The following is a 17,916-nucleotide window of genomic DNA, read 5'->3' on the forward strand; positions in this document are numbered from 1 at the left end:
TATTAATATTTTTTGTACTTATTGTTCATAAAGTTTTCATGATGAAATCTGAATATGTAAGTTAATTATGATAAAATTCAAATTGAATACGCTTTCTTGATTTTTCGCTCCAACATACAGCAAGAGAGAGGGAATTTTATGAATAGACGGAACGTAGTTAAGGACTTAAAGCAGTTCGAATTATTTGCTCATTTAACAGAAAAAAAATTGAAAGGCTTAACAGAGTTTGTTTATTGGCGAACTTATAAAAAAGGTCAATTTTTATTTTTAGAAGGAGATTCAAGGGAAAGAATCTACTTCATGTTAGATGGTTTTGTAAAGTTAGAGCGGGTTAATCAAAATGGGAACTTATTATACGATGACTATGTAAAGCGATATTCTATTTTTCCTTATGGTGGTATGTTTACAGACAGAGGATATAACTATACAGCAGAAGCAATGACGGATGTGGAGGTATATTATATTCCAACGGTAATCTTTGAAGATATGGTAAAATCCAGCAGAACGCAATTGATGTACGTTGTTCAGCAATTATCATCTATATTAAAATTGAACGAAAATCGAGTGCAAAATATTACAATTCCTAATGCACAAGATCGTGTTATCCAAACGTTAAATTATTTAATGCAGGATTTAGGAGAACAGAGTGGGGAAAAGATTGTAATTTCATGTCCACTTACAACAATTGAAATATCCAAAATATCTGGAACATCTCGAGAGACAGTTAGCAGCGTATTAAAACAATTAAAAAATGATAGCATTGTTACAATTTTAGATAAAAAAATTACAATACATGATCCAACATATTTTGAAGAAATTTCAATGTGAAAATTGTATATTGATTTTTTAATTCATAGTGTATATTAATAAGGTTCTTTATATATTTATAAGGAACTTTTTTAAGTTATCCTCTATAAAAAGATTGTATAGTATGGTAATAATAGCTAAAATCGATAATAAAATACAAAGTGAAGGGGAGAAAGAATGATTCGTATTGAGTATGATCGATTAGTAGCTATTTGTTACAGTATAGGGGTTTTGTTATTATTAAAAATTCCAAATGATAATGAATTAATTGGGGAAAAACTATTCAATGTCTATAAGGTTCCGATACATACGTATGTCTATATGGATTATAAAGTCTCAAATATATTGATTGTTTCTTTCATACTACATGTAATTGCATTTATATTATTTTTAAAATGGCTAGGAAAAAAGGAGTCTAGTACATTTAGAAAAACGAATAAGATAAAAGTAGTAGGCATTAGTATTTTAATTTTAATGATGCCGTTTATTTTAAATAACATCCTCCAGACATTGAATAAAACATGGTACTATGCAGGAAAAACAGGCGTAGAAGCAATAGAATATAAAAAAGATGATAGCCATTGTAGAATGGAGAAAAATGGAGAGAATATCCAACCGAAGTGCATTGTTACTTTAAAAAATTATCGTAATCATTCACAAGCATTAAAAGTTGTTTTATATGATAATGCAAACGAGAATTCAAAAAGCTATCCAGTACCGAAACCAGTCTATTTACAAAAACATGAGACAAAGCAATTCGAATTTCAAGTTCCTGTTTCTTATAATAGAGGTATTGAAAAAGATAAAGTACCAAATATTAAATTACATTCATTGCATGAAAATGATACGAAATACAATTAATCTATAAGTAAAAGTTTATGAGTAGGAGCAAGAATTTGAAACGATATAGAAAATCAACTTGAATCATCCAACATACTGCGAGGTAACGGTATATTGGGTGATTTTTTTATGTTATCCCTTTTTTCAAGTATGAAAAGGAGGAATACTTTGTTGGAAATGAAAAACATCACAAGGATCATAAATGATTTTTACTTTACGTAATCTGTGAAAGTTAGAGCCATAATAACTAGTTTGCCAATTTTTAATGTCGATATCGGGCCAGTTCACATAGTCACCTAATGTATAAGGATCTAAGTTTTCTCGTAAACCTTTAACCCAGCGTATATTTCGATTTTCTTCATCATCGCATTTCCAAGAGGTAATGTATTCTTGAGCAATAATTGCTTTACGATGAAAATAAGCCGTTTCATTCGGCGAAATATTTTCAACAGCACCTATGGGCGATTGATGCCAAATACTAGCATCTTTATTTGGTGCATGAGAAAGAAAGTATTGCATGATTTGAATGCCTTTAAGGGGAATAGGTTTATAGACACAGGAACCAGAGCGCTTGAAATTTTCAGGGATGTTACCGCCATTAAAAAATTCAACAGCCTTTATATAAGGAACTTCTTCTATAAAGAGAGAGGGGCTACCAGTTTCAAGAAGAGGGGAAGAATGAGATTTACCTTTGTGAGAAATAAATAAAGCATAAGAATAAAGAATCTACATAGAGTTCAATGAAAACAGTTGCAAACTGTTCATATTTTGTTATGATAGTGTTACGAAAACGTTTGCATAAAATTCCGATGGGATGCAAAAGGAGAGAATGACTATGAATAAGACATGGTGGAAAGAAGCGGTTGCTTATCAAATTTATCCACGAAGCTTTATGGATTCAAATGGTGATGGTATTGGAGATTTACAAGGTATTATTGCAAAACTGGATTATTTAAAAGATTTAGGTATAGATGTAATTTGGATTTGTCCAATGTATAAATCGCCTAATGATGATAATGGTTATGATATTAGTGATTATCAAGATATTATGGATGAGTTTGGTACAATGGCAGACTTTGATGCTTTACTAGATGAAGTTCATAAGCGTGATATGAAGCTTATTATTGATTTAGTTATTAATCATACGAGTGATGAACATCCATGGTTTATTGAATCACGTTCATCTAAAGATAATCCGAAGCGTGATTGGTATATTTGGCATGATGGTAAAGATGGTGCGGAGCCAAACAACTGGGAAAGTATTTTTAATGGTTCGGCATGGGAATATGATGAAGAAACAGAACAATATTATTTACATCTATTCTCACGTAAACAACCAGATTTGAACTGGGAGAATAAAGAAGTTCGCGAAGTATTATACGATACAGTTAATTGGTGGCTTGATAAAGGTATTGATGGTTTCCGCGTTGATGCGATCAGTCATATTAAAAAAGAAGAAGGCCTTAAGGATATGCCAAATCCAAAAGAGTTAAAATATGTGCCATCTTTTGATAAACATATGAATGTGAAAGGTATTCAACCTTTATTAGAAGAGCTAAAAGAAAATACATTCTCTAAGTACGATATTATGACTGTTGGTGAAGCAAATGGCGTTAAGATTGAAGATGCTGAGCTTTGGGTTGGAGAAGAGCAAGGTAAGTTCAATATGGTATTCCAGTTTGAACATTTAAGTTTATGGGATGCAGAGAAGAAGAAAGACCTTGATGTTGTAGGATTGAAAAAAGTATTAACGAAATGGCAAAAAGGATTAGAAAATAAAGGATGGAACGCTTTATATATTGAGAATCACGATAAACCACGTATCGTTTCAACATGGGGAGATGACAAACAATATTGGCGTGAAAGTGCAACAGCTCTAGGAGCGATGTATTTCTTTATGCACGGTACACCGTTTATTTATCAAGGACAAGAAATTGGTATGACAAATGTTCAGTTACCAAATATTGAAGATTACGATGATGTAGCAATTAAAAATTTATATCGCGAGAAAATTGCAGAGGGCGTACCACATCAAGATATGATGGAGATTATATGGGCTTCTTGCCGCGATAATTCACGTACACCTATGCAGTGGAATGATGGGATTAATGCTGGTTTCACAACAAGTACACCTTGGTTTAGCATGAATCCAAATTACAAAGAAATTAATGTTGAGAAGCAAAAAAATGAAGAAAAGTCTATTTTCAATTTCTATAAGAAAATGATTGCCCTGAAAAAAGAGCACGATGTACTGAACTATGGTACGTACGATTTACTTTTAGAAGACGATCCACAAATTTATGCATATACACGTACGTTACAGGATGAAAAAGTCATTGTAATTAGTAATATCTCAAAAGAGGAAGCTGTGTATAATGAGGGTTCATTTGCACTAGAACGCAAACGTTTGCTTTTAAATAACTATGAAGTTGCGGAACATGAAGAAGTAACAACAATTGCTTTAAAACCTTATGAAACAAGGGTTTATCGCATTTCATAATAAAAAAGGATGCTCTTTGAGCATCTTTTTTATGAAAAAAAATAAATTTCTATTGCAAAGTGAAAACGCTTTTATTAAAATAGATTTATGAAAACGGTTGCGTAAAGGGGGATAAAAATAAAGTAATATAAGGAATCGTTTTCATAAAGGGAACAGAAATTATAATTTAAATCATTATGTTGTTATAAATAAAGGGGAGGAAGAACAGATGAAAATTACGTCTTTTGATTTTTGGCAAAAGTTCGGGAAAGCTTTATTAGTTGTTGTAGCCGTAATGCCAGCAGCTGGTTTAATGATTTCCATCGGTAAGTTAATTGGTATGTCTGCTGGGGATGTTAACGCAGTTCATACAATCGCTCGCGTAATGGAAGACATCGGTTGGGCAATCATTACAAATCTACACATCTTATTCGCAGTAGCAATTGGGGGATCTTGGGCGAAAGATCGCGCGGGTGGTGCATTTGCAGCGCTATTAGCATTCGTCTTAACAAACCGAATTACAGGAGCTATATTTGGCGTAAACGCTGAAATGTTAGCGGATTCAAAAGCGAAAGTTTCTTCAGTAATAGCGGGAGATTTAATTGTAAAAGATTACTTTACTTCTGTACTTGGTGCACCTGCATTAAACATGGGAGTGTTCGTAGGGATCATCACAGGTTTCTTAGGAGCTACTTTATATAACAAATATTATAACTATAATAAACTGCCACAGGCATTAGCATTCTTTAATGGAAAACGATTTGTACCATTCGTTGTAATTCTTTGGTCTACAGTTACTGCGATTGTATTATCACTTCTATGGCCATTCATCCAAAGTGGGTTAAATGAATTTGGTCGCTGGATTGCAGCTTCAAAAGATAGCGCACCAGTTGTTGCACCGTTTGTATATGGAACGTTAGAGCGTTTATTATTACCATTTGGTTTACACCATATGTTAACGATTCCGATGAACTATACAGAGCTAGGCGGAACATATACGATGTTAACTGGTTCAAAAGTTGGACAAGTTGTAGCAGGACAAGATCCATTATGGCTTGCATGGATTACAGATTTAAATAATTTACTAGCAAATGGAGATACGAAGGCATATAACGATTTATTAAATAACGTTGTACCAGCTCGTTTCAAAGCTGGACAAGTTATCGGCTCAACAGCAGCATTAATGGGGATTGCATTTGCGATGTTCCGTAACGTGGATAAAGAAAAGCGTGCAAAATATAAACCAATGTTTTTATCAGCAGCATTAGCAGTATTCTTAACAGGTGTAACAGAACCAATTGAATTCATGTTCATGTTTATTGCTCCAGTATTATATGTTGTATATGCTATTACAACAGGACTTGCATTCGCGCTAGCTGATTTAATTAACTTACGTGTTCATGCATTTGGATTTATTGAGTTAATTACTCGTACACCAATGATGGTTAACGCAGGTTTAACAAGAGACTTAATCAACTTTGTTATTGTTTCATTAGTGTTCTTCGGTCTTAACTTTACACTATTCAATTTCTTAATTAAAAAATTCAATTTACCAACACCAGGGCGTGCAGGTAACTATATTGATAATGAAGATGAGGCATCAGAAGGAACAGGAAATGTACAAGACGGTTCATTAGCAACAAAAGTTATCGATTTATTAGGTGGAAAAGAAAATATTGCTGACGTAGATGCTTGTATGACACGCTTACGTGTAACAGTAAAAGATTTAGATGTTGTTGCACCAGAAGCACAGTGGAAACAAAATGGTGCTTTAGGGCTTATTGTAAAAGATAAAGGTGTACAAGCGGTATATGGTCCGAAAGCTGACGTATTAAAGTCAGACATTCAAGATATGTTAGGTGCGTAATAATATGAAATTGCTAACTTTAAACTGTCATTCTTGGCAAGAAGAGAATCAAATAGAAAAGATACAATACCTTGCTAAAGTAATTCAAGAAGAAGAGTACGATGTCATCGCATTGCAAGAAGTAAGTCAGTCCATACAAGCTGAAAATGTATGCGGTAACAAGAAAGAAGATAATTTTGGACTTTTACTATTAGAAGAGTTAAAAGCGCTACATGTAAAAGATTACAATATTACTTGGGATTTCTCTCATATTGGTTATGACGTGTATGAAGAAGGATTAGCAATTATAACGAAGCATAATATTATAAAAGAAGATACGTTCTTCATTTCAGAAAACGAGGATACAACGTATTGGAAAACGCGTAAAATTGTAAGTGCAACAATTGCTTATAATGGTAAGGATATAACGTTTTACTCTTGCCATCTCGGTTGGTGGAATGATGAAGAAGAGTCATTCGAAGGTCAAGTCGATCGTTTGATGGAGCGTGTAGATAGCAATAAGCTCGCCTTCTTAATGGGGGATTTTAATAACAATGCTCGGTTGGAAGGCGAAGGTTATGAGTATATGATGCAAAAAGGGTTGTATGACACATATGAATTAGCAATAGAGAAGGATGAAGGAACGACTGTCCAAGGTGAGATTGCTGGTTGGGATGAAAATAAACATAATTTGCGAATCGATCTAATATTGTGTAACCAAAGTAAAAAAGTTCATTCTTCAAAAGTTATTTTTAATGGTACAAACAGAAATGTAATTTCAGATCATTTCGGTGTAGAGGTTCAATTGGATATATAATAGAAGAAATCCTCACAGAGAATAAAAGCTGTGAGGATTTTTTTTAGGAATACAAGTATTTCCAAGAGAAAATACTTGTATTTTTTATGACATTTCATATATATTTGTTATTATTGAATGTAAAACCGATTTGGTCATTTTGTATTCATACTTTGACTCACTTCGTTATATAATGAAGTAAGTGAAAGTTAATGGGAAAAAATAGTACGTTTTTGGTTAATACACGATGTAGAAAGTGATATAATTGCAAAATGCATGTATCATTTTCTAAAGAAGGAAAAATATATAATTAGGTGATAACTTCTATGAAACAAATTTGGCGTATTTATAAGACTGATTTACGGAATGTAGCCAAACATTGGGCTGCAATTGTTATTGTTTTAGGATTAATGATTTTACCATCGTTATATGCATGGTTTAACATTAAAGCTTCTTGGGATCCATATGGAAATACAAAAGAGGTTCCCATTGCAGTTTCTAACCAAGATGCAGGTTCTAATTTAAGAGGGAAAGATATTAATATCGGGAAAGAGATTGTAGACTCCCTTAAGAAAAACAAAAATCTTGGCTGGAAATTTGTAGATGAAAAACAAGCAATTTACGGAGTTGAGCGTGGGGATTATTATGCAAGTATTACGATTCCAAAAGACTTCTCTGAAAAAATCGCAACTGTTCTGGATGAAAATCCGAAAAAACCAGAACTGGATTACTATGTGAATGAAAAAGTAAACGCGATTGCACCGAAGATTACAGCAAAAGGTGCATCAGGTATTACAGAAGAAATTAGTAAAAACTTTGTAAAAACAGCAAACGGTGAGATTTTTAAAATTTTCAATGACCTTGGAATCGATTTAGAAACAAACTTACCAAGTATCGAAAAAGTAAAAGATCTTGTCTTTAAGCTAGAAGCGCAGTTCCCGGAAATGAATACACTTATGGATAAGGCGTTAGATGATGCAACTCGAGCAGAAGATGTTGTGAAAGTAGCGCAGAAAGATTTACCTGTTGTAGAGAGTGTAATAAATGATGGGCAGGAAGCGTTGGCGAATTTAGATAAGTTCTTTGCAAGACAAGATCAAACATTAAAAAATGCTCCAGGGACGATAAGAAATGATTTAGTGGCAGCAAAAGGCGTTATGGATAGTGCAGCTGCATTTACTGACTTTTTAATGAATCCAGGTGTAGAATTAAATATTCCTGATTTGTCTGGAATGAATGGATTACCTGAATTCCCAGCGAGACCAGATCTTTCTAAGTTGAATAGCGATGGGTATAAAGGGATAGCACAAAATATTAATCAAACAGTAAATAATGTTTTAAGCTCATCACGTGCAGGAACAGCTTATGCACAAAGTGTTATGGATGGATTGCAAAATGGAAGCGTTGATCCAGAGATAGCTAAGAAAAATATTTCGACTATATCTAATAATCTTCAAACGCATATTGACAATCTTTCTTATGTAATTGATGTTATGGCTCGTTTAGAGCAAGGGGCTCAAACTGAGTTTGGGCAAAATTTCTTTAAAACAAGAAAAGAGCATTTAACGGATATTAAGAATGGACAACAAGATTTAAATAATCGTTTTAAACGTTTAAACGATTTAATTAGCACAGGTCAGGAAGTTAAACAAGATGTGCGTGATGGAATTAATCAGAAATTAAATGAAACAAATGCTTTAATCGATCGAGCTGAAAAAGATTACAATGAAACGTTTGTAGCTGATTATAAAAAGGCAGTTAGCGCGGTAGATCAAGCTAAAGCTGATGCAAATCAAATATATGATAATGCAAAAGCAGATTATGATAAAGCAAAAAATAGCCTTGAAGGTGCAAAAGCAGATTTACAGAAAGCAAAAGAAGATGTACAAAATAGAGGTATTAACGGTTTAGATTCAACGAAAGTAGCTTTAAATAGCTTAAATGGTCAATTCCAATCTGGAATCGGTTTAATTGATGATATGATTCCAGTTCTAGAAAGTACAAATAAGGTTTTAGCGGATGTAAATAGTGATAAAAACCTTAATAATGGAATCGCAAAATTAAACAAAGCGAAAAGCAGCTTACAAAAAGGTGTAGAGGCAACGAATAAGGGAATTACACTTCTTAACAATGGCCAGAAACCTACAAAAGATGTAATTGAAAGTATTAACAACGCTGCGAAGGGCGGATCAGCTCAATTAACAGATGTATTATCGACGTATGATTCAGAAATTGTACCTAATTTCAATACAGCAATTGCTCGTACAAAAGAGATGTCGAAAAATACAACTCAAATTTTAAATGATGCAGACAAAAAGCTTCCAGATGTTAAAAAATTACTAGAAGATTCATCAAAAGGCTTAGTAGACGGGAAAAAGAAATTAGCAGATATTAAAGCTGAAATGCCGGAGACTGAGAAAAAGATTAAAGAATTAGCAGATAAAATTCGTGATTTTGAATCTGAAGAGGATTTAAAAGACATCATACGCTTATTGAAAAACGATGTTGAAAAGCAAAGTGATTACTTTGCGAATCCAGTAAATTTAAAAGAGAATAAATTATTTGCGATGCCGAACTACGGTTCAGCGATGTCACCATTCTATACAGTGCTTGCATTATGGGTAGGCGCATTATTAATGGTTTCATTATTAACGGTAGAAGTACACGAAGAGGGCGCGAATTATAAGAGCCATGAAATTTACTTCGGACGTTTATTAACATTCTTAACGATAGGTCTTTCACAAGCGTTTATCGTATCGATGGGAGATATATTCTTACTTGGTACGTACGTAGTCGATAAGTTCTGGTTTGTGTTATTTAGTTTATTTATTGGTGGAGTCTTCGTTTGTATCGTATACTCACTCGTTTCTATTTTCGGAAACGTTGGGAAATCGATGGCAATCATTTTACTTGTACTACAAGTAGCAGGATCGGGCGGAACATTCCCAATCCAAATGACACCAGCGTTCTTCCAAGCGATTTATCCGTTCTTACCATTCACATACGCAATTAGCGCAATTCGTGAAACAGTTGGCGGAATGCTTTGGGATATCGTAACGCGAGATTTACTTGTGTTAAGTGCTTTCGTAGTAGTTATGATCGTTGCTGCGTTATTACTGAAAACACCAATTAACAAATCAAGTGAAAAATTTGTTGAGAATGCAAAAGGAAGTAAAATCATTCACTAAAATAAAAGGTTCCTACCGATAGAGGTAGGAACCTTTTTGTTTAATCAAATTTTAATTTTTTTAATGCTTCTGCGAATGGGGTATTTAATGGTTCTTCTTCTTTTTTCTGTTGTTTCATATATTTTTGAACGTCGCGTTTATCGGCTTTGTTTCCAGATTCTTTTTTACGTCGCTCTTGGAATGTTGATAATTTCTCGCGATAGCCACATTTACATGCGAAAATTTGGCCTGCACCCTCACCACGTAATTCTAGTTTCTTTTTACATTGCGGACAGCGAGCGTTTGTTGTACGAGATACATTTTTACGATGACCACATTCACGATCTTGGCATACGAGCATTTTTCCCTTTTTGCCGTTTACTTCTAGCATTGGTTTACCGCAATCTGGACAAGACTTCGTTGAAATGTTGTCATGTTTATATTTTTTATCACTCGATTTAATTTCAGAAACAATTTCTTTCGTATAGTTCTTCATTTCCGAAATGAATACTTCTTTCTTTAATTTTCCTTTTGCAATTGCTTCAAGTTTTTGTTCCCACTCACCAGTTAGTGTAGGTGATTTTAATTCTTCTGGTACTAAATCAAGTAATTGACGACCTTTTGATGTAATGTGAATATCTTTACCACGTTTTTCAATTAAGAAAGAATTGAAAAGTTTGTCGATAATATCTGCACGTGTCGCTACAGTACCTAATCCACCAGTCGATTTTAACGTATCAGCAAGTTGTTTATTTTGCGTATCCATATATTTTGTAGGATTCTCCATTGCTGAAAGTAAAGTTGCTTCATTAAAGCGTGCAGGTGCTTTCGTTTGACCTGATGTTTGCATAAGTAACTTTACAGTTAATGTATCGCCCTTTTCAATGTGAGGTAGAATCTGCTCTTTTACGTCATCAGTTACATCATCGTCTTCAAATCGATTTTCGTATACTTCCTTCCAACCAGCATGTAAAATCGTTTTTCCGCGTGCAATGAATGTTTCATTACCGACCTTTGTGCGTAACGTTAGTTGTTCGTATTCGAATGCTGGGAATAAAACAGCTAAGAAACGTTTTACAACTAAATCATAAATTTTGCGTTCTTTATCTGTGAATGCTGAGAAATTAACGTATCCTTCTGTTGGAATAATCGCATGATGATCGCTTACTTTACTATCATCAACAAATGATTTGTTAGGTTTGATAGGCTTTTGTAATACTTTATGTGCGAAGGGACGGTATTCTCCAACACCACATGCTTTTAGACGTTCTGGAAGTGTTCCAACGATATCAGATGAAATGTAGCGTGAATCTGTACGAGGGTACGTTAGTACTTTATGCTGTTCATACAATTTTTGCATAATATTTAATGTTTCTTTAGCAGAGTAACCGAACTTTTTATTTGCATCACGTTGCAATTCAGTTAAATCGTAAAGACCAGGAGAGAATGACTTCTTCTGTTTCTTATCAATTTCCACAACAGTAGCATTATGTTTATCTAAACTTTTTACAATACCATCAATTTTTTCTTTATTAAAACTGCGGCTATTGCCATTTGCATCTTGCCAAGTAAGTTTGAGCTTCTCCATTGTTTGAGCTTCGATGCCATAGTAAGTTTGTGCTTTGAAGTTTTTTATTTCATCTTCACGACTAGCAATCATAGCGACAGTAGGCGTTTGTACACGGCCACAATTTAACTGAGCATTAAAGCGAGTTGTTAAAGCGCGAGTTGCGTTAAGACCGATATACCAGTCAGCTTCTGAACGTGCAACTGCTGAAGCGTATAAATTGTCATAGGCTTTACCTGGTTTTAAATTTGCAAAACCATCTTTAATTGCTTTATCGGTTACAGAAGAAATCCATAAACGTTTGATTGGTTTATTTAGCTTAACTTTATCGATAATCCAGCGTGCGACTAATTCCCCTTCACGTCCAGCGTCTGTTGCTACAATAATTTCATTTACATCTTTTCTAAGTAGCTGACTTTTTACAGCATTAAATTGTTTACCAGTTTGTTTAATAACCGTTAATTTCAAACGCTCAGGTAGCATCGGTAAATCTTCTAAATTCCACTTTTTATATTTCACATCATAGCTTTCTGGATCAGCTAATGTAACGAGATGGCCTAAAGCCCAAGTTACAATATATTTACTACCTTCAAGGTAGCCGTTTCCTTTTTTATCACACTTAAGTACACGAGCAATATCTCGTGCAACGGAAGGTTTTTCAGCGATTACAACGCTTTTTGCCATATTAAAAACATCCTTTCAAATTTCCATAAGTTAAATATAGCATACATCTTCTTGAGATTCAGTTTCGCTCCATATTTGAGCTGTTTTTAATGGAGTGAACAAAATCCCAACTAATTAAAGTTTCACTTTATCCCGCATTAACGGGCAGTAAGATCCCCACCTCAAAATTCAACGAAAGCAAATAAGTTAGGTGGGGGAACAACTGCCCGTAAAAGCCCGATTGGTGAGGGCCGATAATCAGTGGGGGATGAAAAAAACACTGATTAAAGTTTCACTTTATCAGTTGCTCCTATATTAAATAGAAAAGTAAAGAACTTGTTATTTTACTAGAATAAGAGTAGACTTTGAAGTAGATGAATAAGAAACACATGGGAGTTTGTGGATACAAACTGAGAGTATGACTACTAGTCCGTCATTGACCATTTGAACCTGTTGGATAATGCCAGCGTAGGGAGAGTGTAAAAGCACATGTTCAGGCACTTTGCGTACGCGCAAAGTGTCTTTTTGTGTATCTCCCATCATTATAGTTAGGAGATGAAAAGGATGAATATGAAAGAAATTAGTAAAGTAGTGGATTTGGTGAGAGAATCTAATCCGCTCGTTCATAATATTACAAATGTTGTTGTAACAAATTTTACTGCTAACGGTTTGTTGGCACTTGGAGCATCGCCTGTAATGGCGTATGCAAAAGAAGAAGTAGCAGAAATGGCTAGCATTGCTGGAGCGTTAGTATTAAATATGGGGACACTTCGTCCTGAAGAAGTAGAAGCGATGTTACTCGCGGGTAAATCAGCAAATGCGAACAATGTGCCAGTACTATTTGACCCAGTTGGTGCAGGAGCAACTTCGTATCGAACAGAAGTTGCGAGACATATTCCAGCCGAAATAGATTTAGCAATTATCCGCGGAAATGCGGCTGAAATAGCAAATGTTATTAATGAGAAATGGGAAATTAAAGGGGTAGACGCTGGTACTGGAAATGGCAATGTTGTAAGTATTGCAAGGCAGGCAGCAGATGAACTAAATACAGTTGCGGTCATTACTGGAAAAGAAGATGTTGTTACAGATGGAGAGAGAACTATTGTTATTCGAAATGGTCACCCTATTTTAACGAAAGTTACGGGAACAGGTTGTTTACTAACTTCTGTAATAGGAGCATTTGTAGCAGTGGAAAAAGATTATGTAAAAGCAGCAGTAGCCGCATTAACGTTTTATGGTGTAGCTTCGGAACTGGCAGCTGCTAAGGCGGTAGAAAAAGGGCCTGGTAGTTTCCAAATTGAATTTTTAAATCAATTAGCTAATACAACTTCAGGTGATATTGAGAAGTATGGGAAGATTGTGGAGTTAGAGTAAGAGGGAGTGAAAGAAATGGCACGCATTGAAATAGATAAAATGTCTACGCTATTGCAAGTGTATTTTATTATGGGAAGTAATAACTGCACGAGGGATCCTTTAGCTGTATTGAAAGAAGCGTTAGATGGTGGAGTGACACTTTTTCAGTTTCGCGAGAAGGGGGAAGGTTCTTTAATCGGAGAAGATAGAGTGCGCTTTGCAAAAGAATTGCAGACGCTTTGTAAGGAATATAGTGTTCCTTTCATTGTAAATGATGATGTAGAATTAGCCATTGAATTAGATGCAGATGGTGTTCATGTTGGACAAGATGATGAAGGAATTACATCTGTTCGTGAAAAAATGGGAGATAAAATTATCGGCGTATCTGCTCATACAATTGAAGAAGCACGCTTTGCAATCGAAAATGGAGCAGATTATTTAGGCGTTGGACCTATTTTCCCAACGAGTACGAAAAAAGATACGAAAGCGGTTCAAGGAACGAAAGGATTAGCTTATTTTAGAGAACAAGGAATTACAGTGCCAATCGTTGGTATTGGTGGGATTACAATTGAAAATACAGCGGCAGTTATAGAAGCGGGTGCGGACGGTGTTTCAGTTATTTCAGCAATTAGTTTAGCTGAATCTGCGTATGAAAGTACGAGAAAATTAGCTGAAGAAGTAAAGAGAAGTTTGTAGGGAAGGAAGTGTAGTATTTTAAGTGCTACATGGAGAAATAGACTGCCCAAAAATTTAAACAAACATTTGATTAAAAAAGCACAAACCTTTTTAAATAAAGGTTTGTGCTTTTTCTTTAAAACATAATTGAAATTAAGAGCATTCCAATTCCGATAGAAGTAAATGTTGCAATTAGACCCGGAATCATAAAACTATGATTTAATACGTATTTACCGATACCTGTTGTACCAGTGCGGTCAAAGTTAATGGCAGCAACGATTGTCCCATAGTTTGGAATGAAGAAGTATCCATTTACTGCAGGGAACATCGCAATCAGTAGCGCTGGTGGAATGCCAAGGGATAGTCCAAGTGGCATTAAGGCACGAACTGTTGCTGCTTGGCTGTACAGTAAAATAGATAGAATGAATAGTGCGATGGCAAATAGCCAAGGTGCACTTGTTACTAAATGCTGAATGGATCCTTGAATCATATTTAAGTTTCCATTAAAGAAAGTATCTCCCATCCAAGCGATACCGAAAATAGCAACAACTGCTGTTGCTCCTGCTTTAAAGACGTTACCAGACACAATGCTTTCTACATTTGGTTTACAGAAAATAATAATAAGAGCCGCGATAGTTAACATAACCATCTCAATTGTGTTCGGCATGGAAAGACGAGCTAACTTCCCATCAACTGTCCATCCTGGACGAAGTGCTTCAAATGAACCGAGAAGTACAACAAGGAAGGTTCCTACAAGGAAAAGGATAACTGATAATTTTGCACCCTTTACACCTACAAATTCTTTTTTCTCTTCAAGCTTAGGAATCATTCCTTCTTTTAATCGTTTTAAGTATTCAGGGTCTTCACTTAATTCTTTTCCCATCTTACTAGCAACAAATGCAGCTATCATACAAGCGATGAAAGTAGAAGGGATACTTACTTTTAAAATATCTAATAAGGTGATTTTATAGTCAGCTAACATTGCTAAAAGTGCAACTGTTGCAGCTGATATAGGACTAGCTGTAATTGCTTGTTGGGAAGCAATTACGGCAATTGACATTGGTCGTTCTGGTCTAATTCCCGATTCGCGAGAGACTTCAGCGATAACAGGAAGTACAGAATAAGCAACGTGACCAGTTCCTGCACAAAGTGTAAATAAATAAGTAACAATTGGAGCAAAGAATGTAATGCGTTTTGGATTTTTTCGTAATGCCTTTTCAGCTAGATGAACAAGGTAGTCCATTCCTCCAGCGGCTTGGAGTGCACCAGCAGCTGTAATTACTGCCAAAATCATAAGCATTACATCGATAGGAGGCGCCGTTGGTTGTAAGTGGAAGACAAAAACGAGTATTGCCATACCAACTCCACCCATTACTCCTAAACCAACTCCGCCTAGGCGTGCACCAATAAAAATACAGAGTAACAAGGTAAGAAATTGTAGCCAAAACATGATAAACTACCTCCGAAATTCATTAGTTAAGATATATTCGAATAGTTTAATTTGAATGAAAATTAAATAAATACCCGAAGAAATCCTTTTTATTTATACATTTTTTATTATATAACACAAAAAAAGTAACATTCACGTACTTTTTGAAATTATTTTGAAAAAGCAATGCATTAAAAATTTGTATTTATATCTCTAAATAAGTAGACATTTTGATTTATATGTTGTAATCTTTGAAAGAGAATAAATTAATTCTCATAGAACTCCCATATCGTTCAACTCGTTCAGCGAGAAAGGCAAACTGATGGAAACATGAGGACGCAAAACTACAGGAGCTAAGGTCGAAAGGCTACGCTAGCCAGTTACCGGACGGATAGGGTTGGTCTTGGCCAATGCTTTTACATTGGCTTTTTTTTATTCTCGAACATATTGAGAAACATTTTCAAACAAAATATTCATATATTTTGTTTTTTTGTTTATGTTGATTAAGGAAGGTGGATATTAATGAAAAAATATTGGCATAAGTTATCGTTCCTTCAAAAGAACGTCTTATTAACCGTATTAGTTATTTTGACACTTGTTGGAAGTATGGGTGCATTAAGTTTCAACATGTTTCAAAATAGTATGATGTCTTTATTTGAAAGGCAGTCTATTGAAACAGGAGAAATAGTATTGAAAAAATTGGATGTAGAATTAGTTAGAGACATGGCGAAAGATCCTACAGCCGAAAAAGTGAAAAAAGAAAAGTTAACAGAGAAATTAGATGAAGTGTCAAAAGAATTGAAAAGTGTTGGACAAACGTATGTTACAGGAGCAAAGCCGAATGAAAAGCGAGAATTACAACTCGTTGGTTTGACTACAGAGTTAACAAATGCGTTTCCTATAAAGCCGGGAGATTATTATGAACAACCCGCTCATTGGATGAAGGCATACGATAAAGTGATTGATACGAAAAAGGCCCAAATAACAGAAGTATATGAAGATGAAATAGGTTCGTGGGTGACAATATTAGAACCAATTACAGATGGAGAAAACAATATTGTTGCAATTATTGCGGCTGACTTAGATGCTTCCATTGTTCCTATTACAAAAGAGAAGTTTATGATACAGGGCTTACTCTTTATCATTATTTCATTAGCAATTGCGACTATTACTCAATTCTTTATCGTGCGTCACTCGTTAGCTCCATTAAAAGATTTACGAGAAGGGTTACGTAAAATTGGTGAAGGTGACTTAAGTGTTAAATTAAAAGAAAGACCAGATGATATTGGAATTATTAATGTTTATTTCAATAACACGATTGAAAAATTTAAAGGGATTATAGATAAAGTAAGGCAAACTGCTGAGCAAGTTTCTTCTTCTTCACAAGAATTGTCGGCGAGTACAGAGGAAAACAGCATGGCAGTTCAAGAGATTGCAAGTTCTATTGAAGGTTTAAGAGTAGGGGCACAGTCTCAAAAAACTTCAGTACAACAATGTTTAGGAATTGTACATGGAATGGAAGATAAGGTAGAAGAAATAACTGGGGCTGCAAAACAAGTTGCGGTTGCTTCTGAAGGTATGGAACAACATTCAATTGAAGGTAATGAAGTGATTGGACAAATTATTAATCAAATGAGTTTAATCCAAAATGCAGTACAAGATTTATCTTCCATCATTTATTCGTTAGAAACAAGGTCAAAAGAAATTAGTGATATCGTAACTGTAATTACAGGTATTTCAAATCAAACAAATTTATTAGCTTTAAATGCTTCTATTGAGGCTTCACGTGCTGGAGCAGCTGGAAGAGGGTTTGCAGTTGTTGCTGATGAAGTACGAAAATTAGCAGAACAAACGGAAGCGTCTGCAAAAGATATAGCGAAATTAATTGGTGAAACACAAGCTGAGACAGAAGATGCTGTAGTTTCCATGCAAAAAGGTTCAAGAGAAGTAGAAACTGGAATTTCGCTTGTTCAAAGTAGTGGAGATTTCTTTGAAAAAATCTCAAAATCAGCGCAATCTGTTACAGATCAAGTAAAAGCTGTTTCTGGTAATTCGAGTGACATTTTACAAAATAGCCAGAATATTGTTCAAGTCGTAAATGAATTATCACATATTGCAAATACTTATGCCAACAGCAGTAGTAATGTTGAAGAAAGCATGAAAGAGCAAGAAATATCAGTACAAGATATTGCAGAATTAGCGACTTCTTTAAGTTGGCTTTCTCAGGAATTACAAGAGCTTATTGGTGAGTTTAAAAGCGAATAAGGAGAAAGTTCAATTCTAATCAAGGGAAT

General features: G+C 34.7%; 11 protein-coding genes, 1 pseudogene and 2 riboswitches. Of the genes and pseudogenes, 9 read left to right on the plus strand and 3 right to left on the minus strand.

Going from position 1 to position 17,916, the window contains the following annotated elements; genetic code table 11:
- The first annotated feature begins 138 nt into the window (after positions 1-138).
- Together EBQ15_RS22670 and EBQ15_RS22675 are read left to right on the plus strand one after the other, a co-directional pair.
- Positions 139-828 carry a Crp/Fnr family transcriptional regulator gene (locus tag EBQ15_RS22670; protein WP_001081905.1) on the plus strand — a complete coding sequence of 230 codons (690 nt, stop codon included), beginning with the start codon at positions 139-141 and terminating at the stop codon, positions 826-828.
- Between the two features lie 156 nt (positions 829-984).
- Complete coding sequence (locus EBQ15_RS22675; protein WP_000619193.1) at positions 985-1,668, plus strand: hypothetical protein; 684 nt, start codon at positions 985-987, stop codon at positions 1,666-1,668.
- 123 nt (positions 1,669-1,791) lie between these two features.
- Here the strand turns inward: EBQ15_RS22675 and EBQ15_RS22680 are convergent.
- Positions 1,792-2,328 (minus strand): annotated as a pseudogene (locus tag EBQ15_RS22680) (BBE domain-containing protein); the annotation flags it as partial.
- Between the two features lie 154 nt (positions 2,329-2,482).
- Between EBQ15_RS22680 and EBQ15_RS22685 the strand changes: the two are divergent.
- The 4 genes from EBQ15_RS22685 (at position 2,483) to EBQ15_RS22700 (ending at position 9,956) form a co-directional block, all read left to right on the plus strand.
- Positions 2,483-4,147, plus strand: coding sequence for a glycoside hydrolase family 13 protein (locus tag EBQ15_RS22685; protein ID WP_001044705.1), 1,665 nt, complete (start codon positions 2,483-2,485; stop codon positions 4,145-4,147).
- 208 nt (positions 4,148-4,355) lie between these two features.
- Positions 4,356-5,993 carry a PTS transporter subunit IIBC gene (locus EBQ15_RS22690; protein WP_000705560.1) on the plus strand — a complete coding sequence of 546 codons (1,638 nt, stop codon included), beginning with the start codon at positions 4,356-4,358 and terminating at the stop codon, positions 5,991-5,993.
- A gap of 4 nt (positions 5,994-5,997) precedes the next feature.
- Complete coding sequence (locus EBQ15_RS22695; RefSeq protein ID WP_000771985.1) at positions 5,998-6,789, plus strand: endonuclease/exonuclease/phosphatase family protein; 792 nt, start codon at positions 5,998-6,000, stop codon at positions 6,787-6,789.
- Positions 6,790-7,094: 305 nt separating this feature from the next.
- Positions 7,095-9,956: a YhgE/Pip domain-containing protein gene (locus EBQ15_RS22700; protein WP_000810078.1), complete on the plus strand. Its 2,862-nt coding sequence runs from the start codon at positions 7,095-7,097 to the stop codon at positions 9,954-9,956.
- A 40-nt stretch (positions 9,957-9,996) separates the two neighbouring features.
- On the opposite strand, the gene topB is transcribed toward EBQ15_RS22700, so the two are convergent.
- A complete protein-coding gene (topB, locus tag EBQ15_RS22705) occupies positions 9,997-12,186 on the minus strand; it encodes a DNA topoisomerase III (RefSeq protein WP_001140205.1) in 2,190 nt (729 codons plus the stop codon).
- Positions 12,187-12,544: 358 nt separating this feature from the next.
- Positions 12,545-12,657: riboswitch (TPP riboswitch) on the plus strand.
- A gap of 72 nt (positions 12,658-12,729) precedes the next feature.
- Between topB and thiM the strand changes: the two genes are divergently transcribed.
- Together thiM and thiE are read left to right on the plus strand one after the other, a co-directional pair.
- Positions 12,730-13,539 carry a hydroxyethylthiazole kinase gene (thiM, locus tag EBQ15_RS22710; protein ID WP_001056095.1) on the plus strand — a complete coding sequence of 270 codons (810 nt, stop codon included), beginning with the start codon at positions 12,730-12,732 and terminating at the stop codon, positions 13,537-13,539.
- Between the two features lie 15 nt (positions 13,540-13,554).
- Entirely contained in the window at positions 13,555-14,214 is a 660-nt protein-coding gene (thiE, locus tag EBQ15_RS22715) for a thiamine phosphate synthase (RefSeq protein WP_000090968.1), read from the plus strand.
- A 115-nt stretch (positions 14,215-14,329) separates the two neighbouring features.
- Here the strand turns inward: thiE and EBQ15_RS22720 are convergent, their stop codons facing one another.
- Positions 14,330-15,643 carry an anaerobic C4-dicarboxylate transporter family protein gene (locus tag EBQ15_RS22720; protein WP_000498701.1) on the minus strand — a complete coding sequence of 438 codons (1,314 nt, stop codon included), beginning with the start codon at positions 15,641-15,643 and terminating at the stop codon, positions 14,330-14,332.
- 282 nt (positions 15,644-15,925) lie between these two features.
- Positions 15,926-16,010, plus strand: a riboswitch (cyclic di-GMP riboswitch).
- A gap of 134 nt (positions 16,011-16,144) precedes the next feature.
- Here EBQ15_RS22720 and EBQ15_RS22725 point away from each other — a divergent pair.
- Positions 16,145-17,887 carry a methyl-accepting chemotaxis protein gene (locus tag EBQ15_RS22725; RefSeq protein ID WP_000761078.1) on the plus strand — a complete coding sequence of 581 codons (1,743 nt, stop codon included), beginning with the start codon at positions 16,145-16,147 and terminating at the stop codon, positions 17,885-17,887.
- The last annotated feature ends 29 nt before the right edge of the window (positions 17,888-17,916 follow it).

Source organism: Bacillus sp. 2D03 (genome assembly GCF_003946765.1).
Lineage (GTDB): Bacteria > Bacillota > Bacilli > Bacillales > Bacillaceae_G > Bacillus_A > Bacillus_A cereus.

Coding starts and splice junctions, on each gene's coding strand:
- EBQ15_RS22700 (WP_000810078.1), top strand. CDS start 7,095: ATGAAACAAATTTGGCGTATTTATAAGACTGATTTACGGAATGTAGCC.
- EBQ15_RS22670 (WP_001081905.1), top strand. CDS start 139: ATGAATAGACGGAACGTAGTTAAGGACTTAAAGCAGTTCGAATTATTT.
- EBQ15_RS22675 (WP_000619193.1), top strand. CDS start 985: ATGATTCGTATTGAGTATGATCGATTAGTAGCTATTTGTTACAGTATA.
- EBQ15_RS22695 (WP_000771985.1), top strand. CDS start 5,998: ATGAAATTGCTAACTTTAAACTGTCATTCTTGGCAAGAAGAGAATCAA.
- EBQ15_RS22720 (WP_000498701.1), bottom strand. CDS start 15,643: ATGTTTTGGCTACAATTTCTTACCTTGTTACTCTGTATTTTTATTGGT.
- EBQ15_RS22685 (WP_001044705.1), top strand. CDS start 2,483: ATGAATAAGACATGGTGGAAAGAAGCGGTTGCTTATCAAATTTATCCA.
- EBQ15_RS22725 (WP_000761078.1), top strand. CDS start 16,145: ATGAAAAAATATTGGCATAAGTTATCGTTCCTTCAAAAGAACGTCTTA.
- thiE (WP_000090968.1), top strand. CDS start 13,555: ATGGCACGCATTGAAATAGATAAAATGTCTACGCTATTGCAAGTGTAT.
- topB (WP_001140205.1), bottom strand. CDS start 12,186: ATGGCAAAAAGCGTTGTAATCGCTGAAAAACCTTCCGTTGCACGAGAT.
- EBQ15_RS22690 (WP_000705560.1), top strand. CDS start 4,356: ATGAAAATTACGTCTTTTGATTTTTGGCAAAAGTTCGGGAAAGCTTTA.
- thiM (WP_001056095.1), top strand. CDS start 12,730: ATGAATATGAAAGAAATTAGTAAAGTAGTGGATTTGGTGAGAGAATCT.